The 21,052-nt window shown below is 69.8% G+C and carries 19 protein-coding genes; 12 read left to right on the top strand and 7 right to left on the bottom strand.

What is annotated here, in order from left to right; all coding sequences use genetic code 11:
- Positions 1 to 155: 155 nt before the first annotated feature.
- Positions 156 to 1,535, bottom strand: a complete 1,380-nt coding sequence (locus tag OG984_RS11310; protein ID WP_328531679.1) for an NAD(P)/FAD-dependent oxidoreductase — start codon at positions 1,533 to 1,535, stop codon at positions 156 to 158.
- Positions 1,532 to 2,005, bottom strand: coding sequence for an Lrp/AsnC family transcriptional regulator (locus OG984_RS11305; protein WP_008363265.1), 474 nt, complete (start codon positions 2,003 to 2,005; stop codon positions 1,532 to 1,534). Before OG984_RS11305 ends, OG984_RS11310 begins: the two co-directional genes overlap by 4 nt.
- A 124-nt stretch (positions 2,006 to 2,129) precedes the next feature.
- On the opposite strand from OG984_RS11305, the gene OG984_RS11300 reads away from it, so the two are divergent.
- The gene (locus tag OG984_RS11300) at positions 2,130 to 3,518 is read left to right on the top strand and encodes an NAD(P)/FAD-dependent oxidoreductase (RefSeq protein ID WP_328531678.1); all 1,389 of its coding nucleotides are present in this window, start codon (positions 2,130 to 2,132) and stop codon (positions 3,516 to 3,518) included.
- 118 nt (positions 3,519 to 3,636) lie between these two features.
- On the opposite strand, the gene OG984_RS11295 is transcribed toward OG984_RS11300, so the two are convergent.
- Positions 3,637 to 3,810 carry a hypothetical protein gene (locus OG984_RS11295; RefSeq protein WP_328531677.1) on the bottom strand — a complete coding sequence of 58 codons (174 nt, stop codon included), beginning with the start codon at positions 3,808 to 3,810 and terminating at the stop codon, positions 3,637 to 3,639.
- A gap of 19 nt (positions 3,811 to 3,829) precedes the next feature.
- Here OG984_RS11295 and OG984_RS11290 point away from each other — a divergent pair, with 19 nt between their 5' ends.
- Positions 3,830 to 4,444 (top strand): hypothetical protein, encoded by a 615-nt coding sequence (locus OG984_RS11290; RefSeq protein WP_328531676.1) that lies wholly within the window; start codon positions 3,830 to 3,832, stop codon positions 4,442 to 4,444.
- Here the strand turns inward: OG984_RS11290 and OG984_RS11285 are convergent.
- The gene (locus OG984_RS11285; protein WP_328531675.1) at positions 4,415 to 5,059 is read right to left on the bottom strand and encodes a TetR/AcrR family transcriptional regulator; all 645 of its coding nucleotides are present in this window, start codon (positions 5,057 to 5,059) and stop codon (positions 4,415 to 4,417) included. The genes OG984_RS11290 and OG984_RS11285 overlap by 30 nt on opposite strands.
- A gap of 82 nt (positions 5,060 to 5,141) precedes the next feature.
- Between OG984_RS11285 and OG984_RS11280 the strand changes: the two genes are divergently transcribed.
- Positions 5,142 to 6,554: an amidase gene (locus OG984_RS11280; RefSeq protein ID WP_328531674.1), complete on the top strand. Its 1,413-nt coding sequence runs from the start codon at positions 5,142 to 5,144 to the stop codon at positions 6,552 to 6,554.
- A 17-nt stretch (positions 6,555 to 6,571) separates the two neighbouring features.
- Here OG984_RS11280 and OG984_RS11275 read toward each other — a convergent pair whose 3' ends face one another.
- Entirely contained in the window at positions 6,572 to 7,960 is a 1,389-nt protein-coding gene (locus OG984_RS11275) for an aspartate aminotransferase family protein (RefSeq protein WP_328531673.1), read from the bottom strand.
- Positions 7,961 to 8,077: 117 nt separating this feature from the next.
- On the opposite strand from OG984_RS11275, the gene OG984_RS11270 reads away from it, so the two are divergent.
- The 5 genes from OG984_RS11270 (at position 8,078) to ispG (ending at position 15,559) form a co-directional block, all read left to right on the top strand.
- Positions 8,078 to 9,520, top strand: a complete 1,443-nt coding sequence (locus OG984_RS11270; protein WP_328531672.1) for a gamma-aminobutyraldehyde dehydrogenase — start codon at positions 8,078 to 8,080, stop codon at positions 9,518 to 9,520.
- 144 nt (positions 9,521 to 9,664) lie between these two features.
- Entirely contained in the window at positions 9,665 to 11,701 is a 2,037-nt protein-coding gene (locus OG984_RS11265) for an acyltransferase family protein (RefSeq protein ID WP_328531671.1), read from the top strand.
- Positions 11,702 to 11,905: 204 nt separating this feature from the next.
- Entirely contained in the window at positions 11,906 to 13,015 is a 1,110-nt protein-coding gene (dxr, locus tag OG984_RS11260) for a 1-deoxy-D-xylulose-5-phosphate reductoisomerase (RefSeq protein WP_328531670.1), read from the top strand.
- Positions 13,012 to 14,370 carry a M50 family metallopeptidase gene (locus OG984_RS11255; protein ID WP_328531669.1) on the top strand — a complete coding sequence of 453 codons (1,359 nt, stop codon included), beginning with the start codon at positions 13,012 to 13,014 and terminating at the stop codon, positions 14,368 to 14,370. Before dxr ends, OG984_RS11255 begins: the two co-directional genes overlap by 4 nt.
- Before the next feature lie 22 nt (positions 14,371 to 14,392).
- Positions 14,393 to 15,559, top strand: coding sequence for a flavodoxin-dependent (E)-4-hydroxy-3-methylbut-2-enyl-diphosphate synthase (gene ispG / locus OG984_RS11250; protein ID WP_328531668.1), 1,167 nt, complete (start codon positions 14,393 to 14,395; stop codon positions 15,557 to 15,559).
- 209 nt (positions 15,560 to 15,768) lie between these two features.
- On the opposite strand, the gene OG984_RS11245 is transcribed toward ispG, so the two are convergent.
- Together OG984_RS11245 and OG984_RS11240 are read right to left on the bottom strand one after the other, a co-directional pair.
- Complete coding sequence (locus tag OG984_RS11245) at positions 15,769 to 16,182, bottom strand: hypothetical protein (RefSeq protein ID WP_328531667.1); 414 nt, start codon at positions 16,180 to 16,182, stop codon at positions 15,769 to 15,771.
- Positions 16,179 to 16,334 carry a hypothetical protein gene (locus OG984_RS11240; protein WP_328531666.1) on the bottom strand — a complete coding sequence of 52 codons (156 nt, stop codon included), beginning with the start codon at positions 16,332 to 16,334 and terminating at the stop codon, positions 16,179 to 16,181. Before OG984_RS11240 ends, OG984_RS11245 begins: the two co-directional genes overlap by 4 nt.
- Before the next feature lie 222 nt (positions 16,335 to 16,556).
- Between OG984_RS11240 and OG984_RS11235 the strand changes: the two genes are divergently transcribed.
- The 4 genes from OG984_RS11235 to OG984_RS11220 all read left to right on the top strand — a co-directional run bounded on the left by OG984_RS11235 (position 16,557) and on the right by OG984_RS11220 (position 21,048).
- Entirely contained in the window at positions 16,557 to 18,587 is a 2,031-nt protein-coding gene (locus OG984_RS11235; protein ID WP_328531665.1) for a hypothetical protein, read from the top strand.
- Positions 18,565 to 19,335 (top strand): SDR family NAD(P)-dependent oxidoreductase, encoded by a 771-nt coding sequence (locus OG984_RS11230; RefSeq protein ID WP_328531664.1) that lies wholly within the window; start codon positions 18,565 to 18,567, stop codon positions 19,333 to 19,335. The genes OG984_RS11235 and OG984_RS11230 overlap by 23 nt, the downstream gene beginning before the upstream one ends.
- Before the next feature lie 126 nt (positions 19,336 to 19,461).
- Positions 19,462 to 20,121 (top strand): hypothetical protein, encoded by a 660-nt coding sequence (locus OG984_RS11225; protein WP_328531663.1) that lies wholly within the window; start codon positions 19,462 to 19,464, stop codon positions 20,119 to 20,121.
- 81 nt (positions 20,122 to 20,202) lie between these two features.
- Positions 20,203 to 21,048: a GNAT family N-acetyltransferase gene (locus tag OG984_RS11220; RefSeq protein ID WP_328531662.1), complete on the top strand. Its 846-nt coding sequence runs from the start codon at positions 20,203 to 20,205 to the stop codon at positions 21,046 to 21,048.
- Positions 21,049 to 21,052: the final 4 nt, after the last annotated feature.

Here is a 21,052-nt window from a genome sequence, read left to right as displayed (position 1 = left end):
CCTGATACGAGAGATGTGGTCTGTGGGCAGGCACAGGACAACGACAGTCATCGGTCTGCTCCTCTCGATCAGTGCGCCTCGTGGACGAGAACGCCGGTCGCGGTCCATGGTGGAGGACCGCGACCGGCGTACGCAACAGGTTTATTCGGTCAGGGTCAGTGACCGCCGACGAGCGGCGCGACGGCCCGGGCGACCAGGGATCCCTTGCCGGTGGCGGTCTCCTCCACGTCGGCCACGGTCATGGCGCGCAGGCCGGCGTTGACGCCGAGCCACCGCAGCGGTTCCGGTTCCCAGCGCGGGGAGACGTGGCCGACCCAGGGGAGGACGGTGAGGTCGGAGTCGGTGCCGAGGATCAGGTCACGCAGCGTACGGCCGGCGAGGTTGGTGGTCGCCACGCCGTCGCCGACGTAGCCGCCGGCGTGGGCGATCCCGTTGGCGGGGTCGTAGCCCACCGAGGCGTGCCAGTCGCGCGGGATGCCGAGGACCCCGCCCCACCGGTGGGTGATGCTGTGGCCGCGTACGGCCGGGAACAGCTCGACCAGGGTCTCCTGCAGGCGACGGTGGGTGCGAAGGTCGGAGGAGTCGGCGTGGGTGATCTTCGAGCCGAAGGAGTACGGAGCGCCCCGCCCGCCGAAGACGAGCCGGTCGTCCGCGGTGCGCTGCCCGTAGATCAGCAGGTGGCGGCCGTCGGAGAAGGTCTCGCGCTCCTCCAGGCCGATGCTCGCCCAGACCAGGTCGGTGAGCGGCTCGGTGGCGACGATGAGGGAGCGGACCGGGATGACCTCGCGCTCGAGACCGGCCAGCGTCGGGGTGTAGCCCTCGGTGGCGCGTACGACGACGTCGGCGCTGACCACGTCGCGTTCGGTCCGCAGCAGGTGCGGCTCGATCGAGGTGACCCGGGTCTGCTCGTAGATCGTGACTCCGCGGGCCTCGACGGCGCGGGCGAGCCCGCGGACGAGCTTGGCCGGGTGGATCGCGGCGCAGTCGGGGGTGTAGGTGGCGCCGAGGGTGCCGGTCGCCGCGAGCCGCTTCTCGGCGGCCTCCTGGTCCAGGAGCGAGAGCTCGGCCTCGCCGAGGCCCCAGGAGCGGGCGTGCTCGACCTCGTGCCGGGCGCGCTCGAGCTGGGCGGGCGTGCGCGCCACGACGACCGTGCCGCCCTTGGCGATGTCGGCGTCGATGCCCTCCGCCGCCGCCACGCGAATCACCTCGTCCACGGTCTCCCGCATCGCCCGGTCCTGGGCGAGCGCGGCCTCGCGGCTCGAGCCCGCCGCCACCTTGTCGAGCGAGGCGGGGAAGAGGGCCGAGCACCAGCCGCCGTTGCGGCCGGAGGCGCCGAAGCCGGCGACCTCGGCCTCGAGGATCGCGACCTTCAGGTCGGGTCTGGCCTCGGCCAGGTAGTAGGCCGTCCACAGGCCGGTGTAGCCGGCGCCGACGATCGCGACGTCTACCTCGAGGTCGCCCATCAGCGCGGGACGCGGCTCCCAGTCCTCGCCCGCGGTCTCGTGCCACAGGCTGATGCCGGCGTAGTCACTCACCGAACGCCCCAGGCGTAGGTCTGCTTGTGCAGGTGGAGGTACATGAACGTCTCGGTGCTCACCACGCCCTCGATGGCGCGGATCTTGCTGGAGACGAGGTTGAGGAGCGCCTCGTCGCTCTCGGCCACGACCTCGACGAGGAGGTCGTAGGAGCCGGCGGTGATGACGATGTAGTCGACCTCGTCGAGCTTGCCGAGCTCGTCGGCGATGCCCTCGATGGGTCCGGAGGTGCGTACGCCGATCATGGCCTGCCGAGCGAAGCCGAGCTCGAGCGGGTCGGTGACCGCGACGACCTGCATGACGCCGCTGTCGACCAGGCGCTGCACCCGCTGGCGCACCGCGGCCTCACTGAGGCCGACCTCCTTGCCGATGGCGGCGTAGCTGCGCCGGCCGTCCTGCTGGAGCTGCTCGATGATCAGCTTGTTGACCTCGTCGAGGTGAGCGCCCCCGTTGCGCTTGCGAGTGGTCATGGCGCCCAGTCAACCTGCTTGCCTTCGCCGGATGCAACGAAATCCGTCGTGTGTAACGAACAATTTCCATGATTCCGTACATTCTGTGTGGCTGAAGGCCTCCGGAGTTGTCATAGTGGGCGTCGTGAACCATGTGTCGCTGACCGATGCGAAGCCCGCCGTCTACTGGCTCGACGACCCTGCGCGACCCGCTCCGCTACCGCCGCTGCTCGGCGTGGAGTCGGCGGATCTGGTGGTCGTCGGAGGCGGCTACTCGGGGCTGTGGACGGCGCTGCTGGCCCGGGTGCGGTTTCCGTCGCGGTCGGTGGTGGTGCTCGAGGCCGGCCGCTGCGGCGATCAGGCCTCGGGACGCAACGGCGGTTTCGCCGAGGCGTCCTTGACCCACGGCTTCTGGAACGGTCTGGAGCGCTGGCCCGACGAGCTCGCGACCCTGGACCGGCTCGGCCAGCAGAATCTCGACGAGATGGCCGCGACCATCCAGGAGCACGGCATCGACTGCGACTGGCAGCTCACCGGCGCCCTCAACGTCGCCACCCGGCCCCATGAGGTCGACGACCTCGCCGAGTGGTCCGCGGCGCTGACCGAGCACGGCATCAAGCACCGGCTGCTGGACCAGGCGGGGACGCGGGCCGAGCTCGACTCGCCGACCTTCCTCGGCGGGCTGGAGGTGCTCGGCGACACCGCCACCGTCGAGCCGGCGCGGCTGGCCTGGGGGCTGCGGCAGGCATGCCTCGACGCCGGCGTGGTGATCCACGAGGGCTCCGCGGCCACCGGTCTCGCCCGCGACGGTGCCGGGATGCGGGTCTCGACCCTCACCGGGTCGGTGCGGGCCGGGCGGGTGGCACTGGCTACGAACGCCTTCCCGCCGTTGCTGCGGCGGCTGAAGATGATGACGGTGCCGGTCTACGACTACGTACTCATGACCGAGCCGCTCTCACCGGCGCAGATGGACGCCATCGGCTGGGCCAACCGGCAGGGAGTCAGCGACTCCGCCAACCACTTCCACTACTACCGGCTGACCAGGGACAACCGGATCCTGTGGGGCGGCTACGACGCGATCTACCACTTCGGCTCGAAGATCTCGCCGGAGCTGGAGACGGGTGAGACCCACGACAAGCTCGCGAGCCACTTCTTCGAGACGTTCCCGCAGCTCGAGGGGCTGCGCTTCACCCACCGCTGGGCCGGTGTCATCGACACCTGCACCCGCTTCTCGGCCTTCTTCGGCAAGGCGTACGCCGGCCGCGTCGCCTACGCGCTGGGCTACACCGGTCTCGGCGTCGGGGCCACCCGCTTCGGTGCCCAGGTGATGCTCGACCTGCTCAGCGGTGAGCAGACGGAGCGTACGTCGCTGGAGATGGTGCGCTCCAAGCCGCTGCCGTTCCCGCCCGAGCCCGCGCGCTACGCGGGGATCTCGATGATGGTGCGCTCGCTCGGCAAGGCGGACGCCGACGGCGGCCGGCGCGACCTGTTCCTGCGGACGATGGATCGGCTCGGGCTCGGCTTCGACTCCTAGGCGCGAGTCACTCGAGCCTCATCAATCACCGCGTACAGGCAGTTCCTGCACTTCTCAGGTGTTGCATTGCCTGAGAAGTGCAGGGATACCCGGTTGACCGGGTATCCCTGCGACGCGCTCAGGCCGCGTTCTGCGCAGCCGCGACCCGCTCGCGGAGCTTGGCGTGGATCTCCTCCGGCGTGCGCTGCGTACGCTGACGGTGGTTGCGCGCGATGATGACGCCTGTCGCGGTGACTCCGGCCAGACCGGCGAGACCGACGATCTTCCACACGCGTGCACTGCCCAAACCCATTGAGGACCCCCTGCTCAAGATGTCTGACGAGACCACTATCTCCCTCGAAGACGCCGTGGACCAGACCCGGACCGGCGATCTGTGGCTCTTCCGCGGCCGGTCGGTCGCCGACCGGGCGATCAGGATGCTCAGCAACGCCCCGGTCAACCATGTCGGGATGGCGGTCGTGCTCGACGACCTGCCGCCGCTGATGTGGCACGCCGAGCTCGGCAAGGGGCTGCTCGACCTCTACACCGGCACCCATCACCGCGGCGTACAGCTCCATGACCTGCGGGCCGCGGTCGAGCAGTGGGCCGGCCGCTACGAGCAGCAGGTCTGGCTGCGCCAGCTCACCGCCGACATCGACCGCGAGCGCGAGGATGCCCTGCTCCGCACGATCGCGCGCCTCGACGGCACCCCGTTCCCCTCGACGGTGAACCTGGCCGGGCGCTGGGCCCGGGGGAGGGTCCGCTCGAAGGCCGGCATCGAGCAGGTCTACTGCGCCGAGGTCGTCGCGGCCACCTACCAGGAGATGGGGCTGCTCGACGACGAGCGGCCCACCAACTACTACGACCCGGGTCGGTTCTGGTCCGGCGACCACCTGACCCTCCAGGACGGCGCGGTCCTAGGGAGCGAGGTACGCGTCGTCGGCTGACCCGCGGCCGGCAAGGCGTAGAGCGACCTCGACCTCGCCGCTCTCGACCAGAGTGCCGATCACGAGGGCACGCAGCCCGCGTAGCAGGCTGTCGGGCTCGACCAGCTCGGGGGCCGCGAGAGCGTGCAGCAGATAGCCGTGCACGAGCGCGAGCAGGGAGCCGGGATCGGTCCGGGTCGCTCCGGCGACGGTCGCCGCACGGTCCGCGACGTCGCGGCCGGCGGTGAGCACCTCGGCCACGACCGGGCCGAACTGGGGGTCGCGGGCGGCGTGGAGCAGCCCCTCGAGGAACGCGAGCGAGTCGGTCGGCGGCGAGATCAGCGCCGCCGCGAACGCCTCCGCCATCACGTCGGTGCCGGGCGAGGTCTCGGCGAGCTCGTCGGCGAGCGTACGCAGCCGGGCGACGTCCTCGGCCACGCCGGTACGCAGCGCCTCGGCGGCCAGGTCGGAGATCGAGTCGAAGAAGTAGCCGACGGTCGCCAGCGGAAGCCCGGCCCGCTCGGTGACCGCACGGTGGGTGACTCCCGCCATGCCCTTCTCCGCGGCCACCTCGATCGTGGCGCGGACGAGGGCGTCGCGTCGCTGCCTGGCGCTGTCGCCGTGCCGTCGCTTCATGGGCAGAGTGTTTCACGAGGGCAGATCGAAAGTCTGGAAGATCTTCTAGACTTTTGGGGGCGGATCCAGCACGCTGTTCGACATGACCGCACCGACCCGCGTACACGCCTTCGCCGACGACGCCCTCGGCGACCACGACGCCGTCGAGCTCGCCCGTCTGGTCCGGTCCGGTGAGCTGAGCGCGGCGGAGGTCGAGTCGGCGGCGGTCTCCCGGTTGCGCGAGGTGGCCCCGGAGCTGCACGCGATGGCGTACGAGGCCTACGACGCGCCCCGCCGCGCCGTGGACGCGAGCGGCCTCCTGCACGGCGTCCCGACCCTGCTCAAGGACAACACCGACCTGCTCGGGATGCCGACCAACCACGGATCGGAGGCTTTCCGGGCGCGCCCGGCCACCCGCGACGGGCGCTACACGACTCAGTTCCTCAGCACCGGGATGACGGTGCTGGGCAAGAGCCGGATGCCGGAGTTCGGGCTCAACGCGACCACGGAGTTCCGCAGCGGACCGCCGACGACCAACCCGTGGAACACCCAGCACTCCGTCGGGGCATCCTCCGGTGGCGCGGCGGCCATGGTTGCGGCCGGAGCGGTCCCGGTCGCGCACGCCAACGACGGCGGCGGGTCGATCCGGATCCCCGCCGCGGCTGCCGGTCTCGTCGGGCTCAAGCCCAGCCGCGGCCGGCACATCGACGGCGAGATGGCCCGCACCTTGCCGATCAACATGGTCAGCGAAGGCGTGCTGACCCGCACCGTCCGGGACACCGCGGCCTTCCATGCGGCGCTCGAGCGGCACTGGCGCAACCCGGCCCTTCCGCCGCTCGGCCTGATCGAGGGGCCCGCGCGGCGTCGGCTGCGGGTCGCGATGATCATGGAGTCGGTGACCGACGCCGTCGTGGACACCCCGACGAAGGCGGCGGTGGAGAAGACGGCCACCCTGCTCGAGGAGCAGGGCCACACGGTCGAGCCCGTTCCGATCCCCGTCGACGCGCGCTTCGGCGACGACTTTCTCGAGTACTGGGGCCTGCTCGCCTTCCTCGCCGGCAACCTGGGCCGTCTGACCATCGACCGGACCCTCGACGCCACCCGCCTCGACGGGCTCACCGGCGGCCTTCGTCGCAGCTTCACCTCCGGTGGCTGGCGCCGGACGCCGGCCGCGCTGCACCGCCTGCGCCGGGCCGCGGCGGCGTACGCGGCCGTCTTCGACCATCACGACGTCGTCCTGTGCCCGGTCGTCGCCGGGGTCACCCCGCCGTTGGGTCACCTCTCCCCGAACGTCCCGTTCGAAGATCTGGTCGACCGGCTGCGGCGGCACGTCGCGTTCACGCCGCTGCAGAACATCACCGGTGCGCCGGCGATCTCGCTGCCGATGGCGCTCAGCGAGGAGGGGCTGCCGATCGGGGTGCAGGTCTCCGCGGCGTACGGGGACGAGCGGACGCTTCTCGAGCTCGCCTATGCCCTCGAGGAGCAGTCGCCGTGGCCGCCCATCCAGGACAGCTGAGCCAGCGCTGACCCGGGTCAGAGCATCGTCGAGGCCTTCTCGAGCACCCGGCGCAGGATCTGCTCCATCTCGTCGAACTCGGCCTGGCCAACGGTGAGCGGCGGGGAGAGCTGGATGACGGGCTCGCCGCGGTCGTCGGCGCGGCAGTAGAGGCCCTCGGACCACAGCGCCTTGGAGACGTACCCGTAGAGGATCCGCTCGCACTCCTCCGCGGTGAACGTCTCGCGAGTCTCGCGGTCCTTGACCAGCTCGATGCCGTAGAAGTAGCCGGTGCCGCGTACGTCGCCGACGACCGGCAGGTCCTTCAGCTTCTCCAGCGTGGCGCGGAAGGCGGCCTCGTTGCGGCGTACGTTGCCGAGCAGGTCCTCCGCCTCGAAGAGGTCGAGGTTGGCCATCGCCACCGCGGTGGAGACGGGGTGACCGCCGAACGTGTAGCCGTGGTAGAACGTCTCGTCACCGGTCAGGAAGGGCTCCATCAGCCGGTCGGAGATGATCGTGGCGCCCAGCGGTGCGTAGCCCGACGTCAGCCCCTTCGCTGAGGTGATCATGTCGGGGACGTAGCCGAACCGCTCCGCGCCGAACATCGTGCCCAGCCGCCCGTAGGCGCAGATGACCTCGTCGGAGACGAGGAGCACGTCGTGCTCGTCGCAGATCTCCCGCACCCGCTGGAAGTAGCCCGGGGGAGGCGGGAAGCAGCCGCCCGAGTTCTGCACCGGTTCCAGGAAGACCGCGGCCACGGTGTCGGCACCCTCGGCGCGGATCGCGACGTCGATCTGGTCGGCGCACCAGCGGCCGAACGCCTCCGGGTCGCTCCCGTCCATCAGCCCGCCGGTGATCTCGTGGGCCCGGTAGATATTGGTGTTCGGCACCCGGAAGGTCGAGGGGACCAGCGGCTCGAACGGCGCCTTGATGTCGGCCAGCCCGGTGATCGACAGCGCCCCGTGGGTGGTGCCGTGGTAGGCGATGTTGCGCCCGATCACCTTGTGCTTGCCCGGCTTACCGCGCAGCTTGAAGTAGTTCTTGGCGAGCTTCCACGCGGTCTCGATGGCCTCGGAGCCGGAGTTGGTGAAGAAGACCCGGTTGAGGTCACCGGGAGCGAGCGAGGCCAGCCGCGCGGCCAGCTCGATCGCCGGCTCGTGCGCGTAGGACCACAGCGGGTGGAAGGCCAGCTGCTTGGCCTGCGCCGCGCCGGCGTCGGCGAGCTCGGCGCGCCCGTGGCCGACCTGGGTGACGAAGAGGCCGGCGAGGCCGTCGAGGTAGCGGTTGCCCTCGATGTCGTAGATGTAGGCACCCTCGCCCCGGGCGATGATCGGCACATCCGCCTCGGCGTAGCTCGAATGCCGCGTGAAGTGCATCCAGAGATGGTCCTTGGCGTCGCGCTGCAGCTGCTCGTGGTTGCCGGTCATGACTCCATGGTCACCTACCGCATCTCGCTTTCGCAAGCGAATCCGTTCCAAAGTGCGAATATCACTTCGGATTCAGTTGTGACATCCCTGTTACAGGAAGGAGTTAGTCTCTACCGCATGGCTGACCAGATCTTCAGGAACGTGATCGGCGGCGAGCTGTGCGGGGCCGCCGACGCCGCGACGTACGACGTCGTCGACCCCGCCACCGGTGAGGTCTACGCCCAGGCCCCGATGTCGACCGAGACCGACGTCGACAAGGCGTACGCAGCCGCCGCATCGGCCTTCGAGACCTGGGGTGAGACCACGCCCCAGGAGCGCAGCCTGGCCCTGCTCCGGATCGCGGACGCGATGGAGGCGCGGGCCGAGGAGCTGACCGCGGTGGAGGTCAAGGACACCGGCAAGCCCTACCAGCTGACCCTGGAGGAGGAGCTGCCCCCGACGATCGACCACCTCCGCTTCTTCGCAGGCGCCGCGCGGACGCTGGAGGGGAAGAGCGCCGGTGAATACCTGCCGGACCACACCTCCTGGATCCGCCGCGAGCCGATCGGCGTGATCGGGCAGGTCACGCCCTGGAACTACCCGCTCGCGATGATGTCGTGGAAGATCGCGCCCGCGCTCGCCGCCGGCAACACCGTCGTGCTCAAGCCCTCCGACACCACCCCGGCCAGCTCGTCCCTGCTGGCCGAGCTGGCCCAGGAGTTCCTGCCACCCGGCGTGCTCAACCTCGTCACCGGTGACCGCGACACCGGCCGCGCGCTGATCCGCCACAAGACTCCGCAGATGGTCGCCATCACCGGCTCGGTGCGCGCCGGCATGGAGGTCGCCGCGACCGCGGCGGCCGACGTGAAGCGGGTCCACCTCGAGCTCGGCGGCAAGGCGCCGGTGATCGTCTTCGACGACGCCGACATCGACAAGGCGGTCGCGGGCATCGCCGCGGCCGGCTACTTCAACGCCGGTCAGGACTGCACGGCCGCGACCCGGGTGCTGGTGCAGGCAGGCGTCCACGACGAGTTCGTCGCCGCCCTGGCCGAGGCGGCCCGCAACACCACCGTCGGCCTCCCCGCCGACAACCGCGACGTGGGTGCGCTCAACAACCCGGGACAGCTCGCCCGGGTCGCAGGCATGGTCGAGCGACTCCCGGACCATGCCACGATCGCGGCCGGGGGAGCGCCGGCACGGGTGGAGGGCGGTGAGAACGGCTACTTCTACCAGCCCACGGTCCTGGCCGGCCTGCGCCAGGACGACGAGCAGATCCAGAACGAGATCTTCGGCCCGGTGATCACCGTGCAGCGGTTCGCCGACGAGGTCGAGGCGCTCCGGTTCGCCAACGACGTCGACTACGGTCTCGGGTCGAGCGTGTGGACCAGGGACCACGGCACCGCGATGCGGGTCAGCAAGCGCCTCGACTTCGGCGTCGTGTGGATCAACACCCACATCCCCTACATCTCCGAGATGCCCCACGGTGGCTTCAAGCACTCCGGCTACGGCAAGGATCTCTCCGTCTACGGCTTCGAGGACTACACCCGGATCAAGCACGTGATGTCGTTCATCGGCGAGTAATCCGCTAGACAAACATGTGGGTGTGCGACCCTCGATGTGCGGCCCGGCAGGGTCCGTGAAAGCATCGAGCGCCGTTTCGCGTACCTCCGCGACGCGGTGCCAGCAATGGAAGCAGTCGAACCCCCCACACGAGGTGCACCCCACATGTCAGCCAAGCAATGGCGGACAGATGTCCAAGGTCTCCGGGCCATTGCCGTAGGTCTGGTCGTCGCTGCCCATGCGGGCATCCCGTACACCGAGGGCGGCTTCGTCGGCGTCGACGTCTTCTTCGTGCTCTCCGGCTTCCTGATCACCACGCTGCTGCTGCGCGAGGCCGACACCTCGGGCACGGTCAGCATCCCGCAGTTCTACGCCCGCCGCGCCCGCCGCATCCTGCCGGCGGCCACCCTCGTGATCCTGGTCGTCCTGGCGTACGCCGCCTGGCAACTACCCACCACGCGGCTGACCGACGCCGCCGCCGACGGCACCTGGGCGGCGTTCTTCCTGGCCAACGTGCACTTCGCCGCCGAGGGCGTGCAGTACTTCCAGCCCAGCGAGCCCTCGCCCTTCCAGCACTACTGGTCGCTCTCGGTCGAGGAGCAGTTCTACCTGGTCTGGCCGGTGCTGGCGCTCCTGCTCATCCCCAGGCTCGGCCGCAAGGGCTTCACCGTCATCGCCGCGGTGATCGCGGTCGCCAGCCTGGCGTGGTCGATGTACGCCACCGGCGAGAACCCCACCGCCGCCTACTTCTCCACGCCCGCACGCGCCTACGAGCTCGCCGCGGGAGCGTTGCTGGCCTGCTGGGGCGGCCGGCTCAAGGGTGCCGCGAGCGTCGCCGCCGGCCTCGGCGGAGCGGCGGCGATCGTCGTCTCGACGGTCGTGTTCAGCGAGACCACCCCGTTCCCCGGCTGGCAGGCGCTGGTGCCCACGCTGGGCACGGTCGCGCTGCTGGCCTCGGGTGCGAACGCCCCGACGGCGAAGCTGCTCGCCGTGCGCCCGCTGCGCTACGTCGGGGACATCTCCTACTCGCTCTACCTGTGGCACTGGCCGCTGATCGTGCTCGGCCCCGAGCTCCTTCGCCTCGGCAACGCCGCCCTCGAGATGACGGTCTCGGTCGCCGCCGCGCTGCTGCTCTCCGCGCTGAGCCACCGCTTCGTCGAGCTCCCGTTCCAGCGCAAGCAGGTGCCGATGCTCTCCCACGGTCTGCGCTCGCTGGTCCTGTGGCCGGTCGCGCTCGTGCTCGCGGTCGGCAGCGGCTGGCTGACGACCGGCTACGCGGCGTACGCGGAGAAGGAGCGTGCCGCCCAGGCGCGGGCGTGGTTCGCGGCCAACGAGGTCCCGGACACCGCTGCGGAGACCGGCGGTCCGCCTCAGGTGCAGCGCGAGCTTCGCGCCGCCCTCGAGATCGCCGATCGCGGCGGACCGATCCCGCCGGCCGTGATCGGCGAGGAGATCACCGAGGACCGGTGGCAGAAGACCTACGGCGGCTGCTACGCCAACTACGGCGAGACCCGCGGCGCCGACTGCACCCTCGGCGACGCCGACGCGAAGAAGACCGTCGCGGTCGTCGGCGACTCCCACGCCGGCATGTGGCTGACCGCCTTCGACGACCTCGGCAAGGAGAACGGCTTCCGGGTCGTGCCCGTCGTCAAGGTCGGCTGTGCGCCCTACCCGGTCCAGCACCGCGGCAAGAAGATGACCCAGGCCGAGTGCGACGACTTCCGCGACTGGTCCGCGGACCGCCTCGAGCGCCTCGACCCCGACGCGATCGTCTCCACGGCCCGCGGCCAGCTCTTCATGCCCAAGACCTACGACGGGATGGACCGTGACGAGCAGTGGTCGCAGGCCGTACGCAGCACGGTGAAGGCCTACCGGGAGATCTCCCGCAAGGTGGTCGTCCTCGGCGACGTCCCTTCCGTCGACCACGATCCGGCCGACTGCCTCAGCGCCCCCGAGGCCGACCAGCTGTCCTGCCTCAGCGACCGGGACTCGCGCGAGACCAGCAGCAACGAGCTCACCGAGGCGGCCCTGAAGGGCACCCGTGCGGCGTACGTCGACACCCAGCGCTTCGTGTGCGCCGAGGACCGCTGCCCGCTGATCGTGGGGGAGAAGGTCACCTACTACGACGACTCGCACCTGACCGAGTCGTGGGTCCGTCACGTCACGCCGCGGCTCGGCGTCATCCTCGCGCCGTTGATCTGACGCAGATTTAACTGGGACGCGCGTTTCAGGATTTGCCTTCACGTGCATCTTTGTGGCTTAATTGTGGCCAGACGTTGCAAAACGTTTCATGCACAGCCCTGGACCCGTGGGGGAGTCCGGGGCTGTTGCTATTTCCCATGAAGTTTTCCGGGTCGCAGCCCGGCCGCTTGGCGCCCTCTCAGCCTCTGCTGGGAGAATGATCCGGTGAACGATCAGCGACCACGCGACGTGGTGATCCTCGGCTCGACCGGGTCCATCGGCACCCAGGCGCTCGACCTGGTGCGAGCCAACCCGGACCGGTTCCGGGTCGTCGGACTGACCGCGGGCGGGTCCAACAAGGAGCTGTTCGAGGCCCAGGTGGCCGAGTTCGCGCCCAAGCTCTCCGGACTGGGGGAGGAGGCCTCGGTCGAGGCCGCCGCCCAGCCCGCCGACGTGGTGCTCAACGGGATCACCGGCGCGGTCGGACTTCGCCCCACGCTGGCCGCGCTCGAGGCCGGCAACACGCTCGCCCTGGCCAACAAGGAGTCGCTGATCATCGGCGGGCCGCTGGTCAAGACGATCGCGCGCGAGGGGCAGATCGTCCCGGTCGACTCCGAGCACTCCGCGATCGCGCAGTCGCTGCGCGCGGGCTCCGCGAACGAGGTGCGCAAGCTCGTGCTCACCGCCTCGGGTGGCCCGTTCCGCGGCCGCTCCCGTGACGAGCTCGCCCAGGTCACCCCGGCGCAGGCGCTCAAGCACCCCAACTTCGCGATGGGGCGGGTGATCACGACCAACTCCGCCACCCTCGTCAACAAGGGCCTCGAGGTCATCGAGGCACACCTGCTCTTCGACGTACCCTTCGACCGGATCGAGGTCGTCGTCCACCCGCAGCAGTACATCCACTCGATGGTCGAGTTCACCGACGGTGCCGTGGTCGCCCAGCTCGGGTTGCCGACGATGCTGGTGCCGATCTCGATGGGGATGGCCTGGCCCGAGCGGGTGCCGGACGCCGAGACGCCGATCGACTGGACCAAGGCCGCCGACTGGCGCTTCGAGCCGCTCGACGACGACGCCTTCCCCGCGGTGCGACTGGCTCGTGAGGCCGGCACCCGCGGCGGCACCCACCCAGCCGTCTACAACGCCGCCAACGAGGTCTGCGTCGACGCCTTCCACGAGGGCCGGATCCCGTTCACCGGCATCGTGGACACGATTGCGGAGGTGATGGCAGCCCACCACGGCGTACGCTCTGAAAGCACGCTCACCATCGACGACGTGCTCGCCGCCGACGCCTGGGCGCGCGAAGAGGCCACCCGCATCCTGGAGACCCGCCCATGAGCTATCTGCTCTACACGTTGGCCGTGATCGGCTTCATCGTCGCGATCCTGGCCTCGATCGGGCTGCACGAGCTCGGCCACATGATCCCGGCGAAGGCGTTCGGCGGGAAGGTGACGCAGTACTTCATCGGCTTCGGGCCGACGGTGTGGTCCAAGCAGATCGGCGAGACGGAGTACGGCCTCAAGGCGATCCCGCTCGGTGGCTACGTCAAGATCGTCGGCATGCTGCCGCCCGGCGCCGAACAGCTGGGGGAGCGCACCGAGGACGGTGCCCTCCGGGTGCGCAAGTCCAACACCGGCATGTTCACCCAGCTGATCAGCGACGCGCGCTCGGCCGAGTGGGAGCTGATCCGCCCCGAGGACGAGCCGCGGCTCTTCTACAAGATGTCGTGGTGGAAGAAGGTCATCGTGATGGCCGGCGGGCCCTCGGTGAACATCGCGATCGCGTTCTTCGTGCTGTGGGGTGTCTTCGGCATCTACGGAGTCCGTGAGCCCGTCGTCAACGAAGGCCATCCGGTCGTCTCGAGCCTGCAGGAGTGCCTGCTGAGCTGGGAGGACCAGGGCCGCGAGTGCCGCGCCGGCGACAAGCCGACGCCGGCCGCCGACGCCGGCCTGAAGCCGGGCGACGAGCTGATCTCGTTCAACGGCACCGAGCTGACCTCGTGGTCGGTCGCCCAGAAGCTGATCCGCGACAACATGGACGGCGACGCGACGATCGTCATCGATCGCGACGGTGAACGGATGACGCTGCACACCCAGACCGTCGTCCAGGAGCGGGTCAAGGACGTCGACGACACCAGCGCCGATCCGGAGACCGCGAAGGTCGGCTTCTTCGGGATGTCTCCCGAGTCGCACATCGTGACGACCAAGGAGGGCCCGGTCTACGCGCTGAAGGAGATGGGCGCGATGGCCGAGAACGCCGTCCACTCGCTCCTGCGCCTGCCGGTCAAGGTCTGGCACGTCGCGCTCGCGATCGTCGGTGTCGAGGAGCGCTCGGCCGACAGCCCGGTCAGCATCGTCGGCGGCGGCCGGATCGCCGGTGAGATCGCCGCCCACGAGGGTCTCGACGTCGCCGAGAAGGTCTCCAGCTTCGCGTTCCTGGTCGGCGGCTTCAACCTCTTCATCGGCATCTTCAACTTCGTCCCGCTGCTGCCGCTCGACGGCGGTCACATCGCGACGGCGCTGTGGGAAGGCATCCGCCGCGCCTTCGCCAAGGTCTTCCGGCGTCCCGACCCGGGGCATGCCGACCCGGCGAAGCTGCTGCCGGTGGCGTACGTCGTGGCCTCGGCGCTGCTGGTGATGGGTGTTGTCCTGATCGTCGCCGACCTCGTCGTCCCGCTTCATCTCCAGGCCTGACCCGCACGTAGAATCGGTAGACATGACGTCGATCCCCACGCCGACAAGCCTCGGTATGCCGGAGGCACCCGCCCCGGTGCTCGCCCCCCGCCGCAAGACTCGCCAGATCAAGGTCGGTTCGGTGGGCGTCGGCAGCGAGAGCCCCATCTCCGTGCAGTCGATGACGACCACGCTGACCTCCGACGTCAACTCGACGCTGCAGCAGATCGCGGAGCTGACCGCGTCGGGCTGCGACATCGTCCGGGTCGCGTGCCCGAGCCAGGATGACGCCGACGCATTGCCGGCGATCGCGAAGAAGTCGCAGATCCCGGTGATCGCCGACATCCACTTCCAGCCGAAGTACGTCTTCGCCGCCATCGAGGCCGGCTGTGCTGCGGTCCGGGTCAACCCGGGCAACATCCGCAAGTTCGACGACCAGGTCAAGGAGATCGCCGCCGCGGCCAAGGATCACGGCACCTCGATCCGGATCGGCGTGAACGCGGGCTCGCTCGACAAGCGGCTGCTGGAGAAGTACGGCAAGGCCACCCCCGAGGCGCTGGTCGAGTCGGCGATCTGGGAGGCCTCCCTGTTCGAGGAGCACGGCTTCCACGACTTCAAGATCTCGGTCAAGCACAACGACCCGGTCGTGATGGTCCGCGCCTACGAGCTGCTCGCCGAGTCCGGCGACTGGCCGCTCCACCTCGGTGTCACCGAGGCCGGCCCGGCCTTCCAGGGCACGATCAAGTCGTCGGTCGCCTTCGGCTCGCTGCTGTCCAAGGGCATCGGCGACACCATCCGGGTCTCGCTCTCCGCTCCGCCGGTGGAGGAGGTCAAGGTCGGCCTGCAGATCCTGGAGTCGCTCAACCTCCGCCCGCGCCGCCTCGAGATCGTCTCCTGCCCGAGCTGCGGCCGCGCGCAGGTCGACGTCTACAAGCTCGCCGACGCGGTGACCGCCGGCCTCGACGGCCTCGAGGTCCCGCTGCGCGTCGCGGTCATGGGCTGCGTCGTCAACGGCCCCGGTGAGGCCCGCGAGGCCGACCTCGGTGTCGCCTCCGGCAACGGCAAGGGCCAGATCTTCGTCAAGGGCGAGGTCATCAAGACCGTCCCCGAGGCCGCCATCGTCGAGACCCTGATCGAGGAGGCGATGAAGATCGCCGAGGGCATGGAGCCCGTCGAGGGCGCCGGCGCTCAGGTCTCGGTCAGCGGCTGAGGTGTGTGCGGATGTTCACCGAGGTAACTCGGTGAACGGTCACTTCCTTCGCGGAACTCCACGAGGGCAGTGCGCGCTCACCGAGGTAACTCGGTGAACATCCCGCGGCGCTCACGCGCAAGAAGGCCCGGTCCGAACTCTCGGACCGGGCCTCTTCGTCTGCTTCGCGGCGTCCCCCTCGCGTACGTCGCGAAACCATGTCGGCGGTGTCACCAGTGCATCAGCCTGGAGACGACGCCGAGGAACCCGAGGTGGAGGAGTGCTCCGACCGGGTCCGTGGTGATCAGGTGGCCCCAGGCGAGCGCGGCCTGGCCCATCTGGTTCCCGAGAGCCGTGGCGAAGCCGTCGAGCCCGCCGTGGGTCCACAGGTGGACGACGACGAACCGGAGACCCGGCACGACCAGGAACAGGACGAGTGCGGCCTTGACCGGAAGGATCCAGGGCAGCGAGCCGCTGCCGGTGGAGCTCAGGTTGCTGCTGCGCACCCAGCGGGTGCCGCTGGTGCCGTTGAAGCGGACCTTGGTGCGGCCTGCGGCGGTGGCGACGACGACACCGCGCTTTCCGGAACGGACGCCGCCGCGGGCCTTGACGGTATCGCCGAGGCGCAGGAAGTTGCGGGTCATGACAGCGCTCCTTCCGTGAGGACGACGGACACGGACGAGGTGCCGGCGGCTGCCTGGCACGTGGGCGGCTCGGCGCTGAGCAGCTGGTTGAAGCCGAACACGACAAGAAGCGTGACGGCGAAGGTGGCGATGCTGAACTTGTGGTTCCTCATGGTCATCATCTCCTTCAGCGGTGGGGCCCGGTAGGTGGGGCCGGCGCTGTCCCGGTGGGGACATCTCCAAGGTGGCGGAGCCCACATCCGTCCCGCCAGAGGGCGGGCGGGAGTGGGGACGATGTGAGGACAGTCCCAGGTGAGTTGGGACGTTTCTGGGACAGAATTGGGACGCCTGCGGGATACTCTCAACCGCGAACGCGGGCGACTCGGCGAGGGGCAATGACCGACGAATCTCTCTCACCAGAGCAGTTCAACAGCGAATTGCGCGCCTGGGTCCGGCAGGTGACCGGAAAAGCTGACGGCGGCGCCGGTGTGGCGATGGCCAGAAGCACCTTCTACCGGCGTACGTCCGGATCGAAGCTGATGCCGCTCGACGAGCTCATCCGCGTCGTCGGCGGTGCTGTGCCCCGCACCCTCGACCCGGCCCATCGCGGCGAGTGGATCCGGAAGAACACCGGCATCTGGCAGGCGAAGTGGTGGAAGGCGTACGCCTGGCGCGACCAGGACGCCGAGCCACCCGGTCCCGTGCTGACCCCGGTGGCCCCGGCGACGGCGGCTCCCGCGGCACCGATGACGGCACCCACCGCCAGCTCCCGGCTGACCTTCCCACGAGCCCGGGTGGCGGCGCTGAGCGGACTGACGACCGAGCAGGCCACGATCCCGCTGATCGAGGCGCTGGGTCGGTGGCTCGAGAACACCGAGTCCAACCTGTTCTTCCTCACCGGGCCCTCGGGCTCGGGCAAGACGATCGAGATCAGGGACTGGACCGCCTCGCAGGAGCAGGTGCGCTACATCAGCCTGCGCGACGGCGCGGTCGACTACGGCGACCTCGTCGGCGAGGACCGCTCGCCGATCGTCATCGACGACTTCGACCTGATCTCCTCCAGCGCCGAGGAGCACGGCGTCACCCGACCCGACCTGAGCGAGCTGCGCTCCGCGTTCGGCCGCGGCGGCCGGTTCGTCGTGATCAGCAAGCGCAACCTGCAGACCGAGCGCGACGAGCTCGCCGAGCAACTGCGCAGCCCGGCCCGGCTGGAGGACCTCGGGGTCGAGTCGGCCGTGGTCGTACGTGTCGAGCCGATCTCCCCGGTCGAGGTGCGCGCCCTCGGGGAGGAACGCGGCGGTGACGAGAAGCTGCGCAACCTGGCCGCGGAGATGGAGCGCGGGGGAGGGTTCTTCCCCGCGACTCCGATGGTGCTCAAACAGCTCTACGCCTCCATCGAGGAGGGCGCACCCGCTCCCCGCACCCAGTGGGACGGCTACACCGTCCACCTCAAGCACGTCTGCGGACAGCCGTGGGACCGGAAGAGCTCACGCATCCCCAGCCGGGTGCGGTTCCAGACCTACCGCGACATCGCCTGGGACCTGTTCACGGGGATGGACGAGCCGGCCTCGCAGGAGCAGGACCTGATCCCGGTCCCGCGCGTCTCGGAGTGGCTCTTCGCCAACCTGCAGCGCGACCTCGACATCACCCGGCAACGGGACTTCCTGACGTACGAGTGGATCGCCGATCTGCTCGACCACTCCGAGGTCTTCGGCGTGACCGGGCGGACCAAGGACTCGGTGGAGTCGGCGGAGTTCGCCCACGAGACCTTCTACCAGTACTTCGTCGCCGAGGGCATCCGCGACCGGCTGCGCGACGGGCACGGCATGGCCCTCGACGGCGCCCGCTTCGCCGACATGCACATGGGGCCGTTGGTGATGACGTTCCTCAAGGCCGGGTTCCAGCCCGGCGACCTCGACGCCGTGGCCCGGCTGAGCGTACGCGAGAGCCTGTCCTGGATGGACCGGTTGATCTGCCTCTACCTGACCGAGGAGCGCGAGGACTACGGCGAGCTCCTCGCCCAGGCTCCCGAGCGCTACTGGGACGAGCTGGAGTTCGTGCTGGAGGCGTTCCGGTCGCTGTTCCTGCGGAAGGCGGCGATGTACCAGCTGATCCTGCAGGGCCGGGTGCCGGTCGACGGCTACCTCGAGATCCTGGAGCGGGAGGAGGACCCCGGAGCCGTCGCCCGCGAGCGCGACGTGCTCGGCTGGGGCACCGACATCACCCAGGCCCTGGTCCGCCGGCTGCATCATCCGGTTCTGACCCCGGCGATTCCGATTACCGCGTACCGGCTGGGGCAAATGGGTGATATCACTTGCCTGAGCCATCTCGAAGGTCTCACTGGTCTGCCGCCCGCCCATGAGGACGTGGTCCGGTCGGCGATCCACCGGATCAAGGAGCGCCATGAGCACCAGCACTCAGACTGAGCGATCGCCGACGCTCGTCCTCGGCGCGACCGGCGACCTCGGCAGCGCGGTCGCGCGCCGGCTCAGCGCGGAGGGCACGCCGGTGATCCTGCATGCCTTCAGCCGCACCACCGAGCTGGCCTACCTGGCCGACGAGACCGGTGCCGTCGCGCGCGTGGCCGGCGACCTGACCACCGATGACGGCGTGAACGCCCTGGCCGAGACGCTCACCGGGTTCGACACGCTGTCGGGCCTCATCAACTGCTCCGGCATCAACCCCAGCCCCGACACCGTCGCCGAGATCGACCGCTCCGAGTGGCAGCTCACCCTCGACCTCAACCTGACGTCGGTGTGGCGCACGGCCTCGCTCGCGCTCCCGAAGCTGCGGGCGGCCCGGTCCGGCGCGGTCGTGCTGGTCAGCTCCGTCTTCGGGATCCGTACGCCCTCACGACGGGCCGCCTACGGGGTGTCGAAGCATGCACTCACCGGGCTCGCCCAGGCGATCGCGCAGGAGGAGGAGGGCATCGTCCGCGCCAACGTCGTGGCCCCGGGGCCGATGTGGAGCGAGTCCTCCCGGCAGGTCTTCGTCAAGCACGCTCGGAAGGAGGGGGTGACCGTCGACCAGTACATCGCCTACCGGGCGGCGCGCATCCCCGGACACCGGTTCGTCACCGCCGATGCCGTCGCCAAGGTGTGCGTCTTCCTCGCCTCCGACGGCGCGAGCGCCATCAACGGCCAGTGTATCGTCGCGGACGGCGGGGAGTACTGACGGGCCGCGCCCGCGACCCGAAATCTGCAATTAACCCGAGATGCCGCTGATGCGAGCTCGCACTGCTTAGGCTTCGCCTAGCGCCTCCACACGTCTTCTTCTTCCCTTCTCAGACTGGCGACAACAGTGACCAATTTCTGGCTTGCCATCGATCACGCGGACGACGCGCTGTTCCGCACCTCGGACTCCACCGACATCAGGTCCGAGCTCCTCGATCTGGTGGCCCACACCCCTGGCTGGGGCATCGTCGTGCGCCCCACGCAGGGGCACGGCGACGTACGCCGCGAGCTCGCCTGCGCCGGGCTCCCGGACATCGATGCCGTCGATGATCTCGTCGTCCCGGAGAGGTCGACGGACGCGGTGAAGGTCGGGTTCGACGACCACCGGGGCGGCTGTGCGCCGATGGCGCTGGACATCCTGGACCGCCTCCCGAGCTACGACCGGGTCTTCCTCGAGCCCTACTGCGCGACGCCGGGCTGCCTCGACGATCTGGCCGTCCTCGGCGCGCGGTCGCGGTGCGGCGGCATCGTGCTGAAGCTCAAGGTCAACGACGAGGGACTCGCCGCCATCGAGCGCGCCGACATCGGCAGCGCTCCCTGGGTCGCACGGTCCGACGGCATGGCCTGGGACGACTTCAGCGCCCGTCTGCCCCGGGTCCGAGAGCTCGGCGCCCGCGGCGTGATGGTGGGCCGGGCGGTCTGGGGAGACACCGGCGAGGCCGGCCAGGACGTACGCCTCAAGACCATCCGCGAGCGCATGCACACGATCGAACGCGCCTTTGCTTAGCGGTCGCTCCGGCGCGGTCTCTCGATCCGGCCAGCGAGCCGTGGCGCGACGTACGACCAGATTGGCCCTAGGCTCGGAGACATGCTGACGACGCGCCAGGGGATCCGCCCGCTGCATGCGGGTGATCTCGGTGCGTTCCTGGAGCTGACCGCCCTGGACCCGGTGGTGAACGTGTTCGCCGAGTACCGGGCCCGCACCACCAACCTCGAGCCCCGCTGGCTGGGCGGCGAGATCTGGGGACGCTGGGACGGCGGCGACCTCGTCGCCGCCTGTCACGTGGGCGCCAACCTGGTCCCCATCCAGGCCACCGAGGACGACGCCGCGGCCTTCGGCGAGCGCGCCCGCAGCCGGGTCCGCACCGTCTCGACGATCGTCGGGCGGCAGCCCGCGGTGCGCTCGCTGTGGGGGTCGATCGGCGATGCCTGGGGGGCGCCGCGCGACCAGCGCTGGGAGCAGCCCCACCTCGAGCAACAGCTGCAGAGTCTGGTCGAGCCCGACCCGTTCGTACGCCGCACCGTCCGCGCCGACATGGACGTCCTCTATCCGGCGTGCGTGGCGATGTACACCGAGGAGGTCGGCATCTCGCCCGAGACCGGCGGCGGCCGCGACCTCTACCGGGCCCGGGTGCTCCAGCTGATCTCACGCGGCTGGTCCTTCGCCCGGATCGAGGACGGCGAGGTCGTCTTCAAGGCCGAGGTCGCCTGCGCGACCCCCGAGGCCGCCCAGATCCAGGGCGTCTGGGTGCCTCCGCACCGACGCGGCGAGGGCCTCGCTGCCCGCGGGATGGCCGCGGTCTGCGACATCGTCCGCAGCGAGATCGCCCCTCGTATCTCCCTCTACGTCAACGAGTGGAACGCCCCCGCGCGCCGTGCTTACGAGCGGGCCGGCTTCCTCGAGACGGCCCGCTTCTCCACCATCATGTTCTGAGCTG

The sequence above is a fragment of the Nocardioides sp. NBC_00368 genome, assembly GCF_036090055.1.
In the GTDB taxonomy this organism is placed as follows: domain Bacteria; phylum Actinomycetota; class Actinomycetes; order Propionibacteriales; family Nocardioidaceae; genus Nocardioides.
This window is presented reverse-complemented; position numbering and strand designations above follow the sequence as displayed.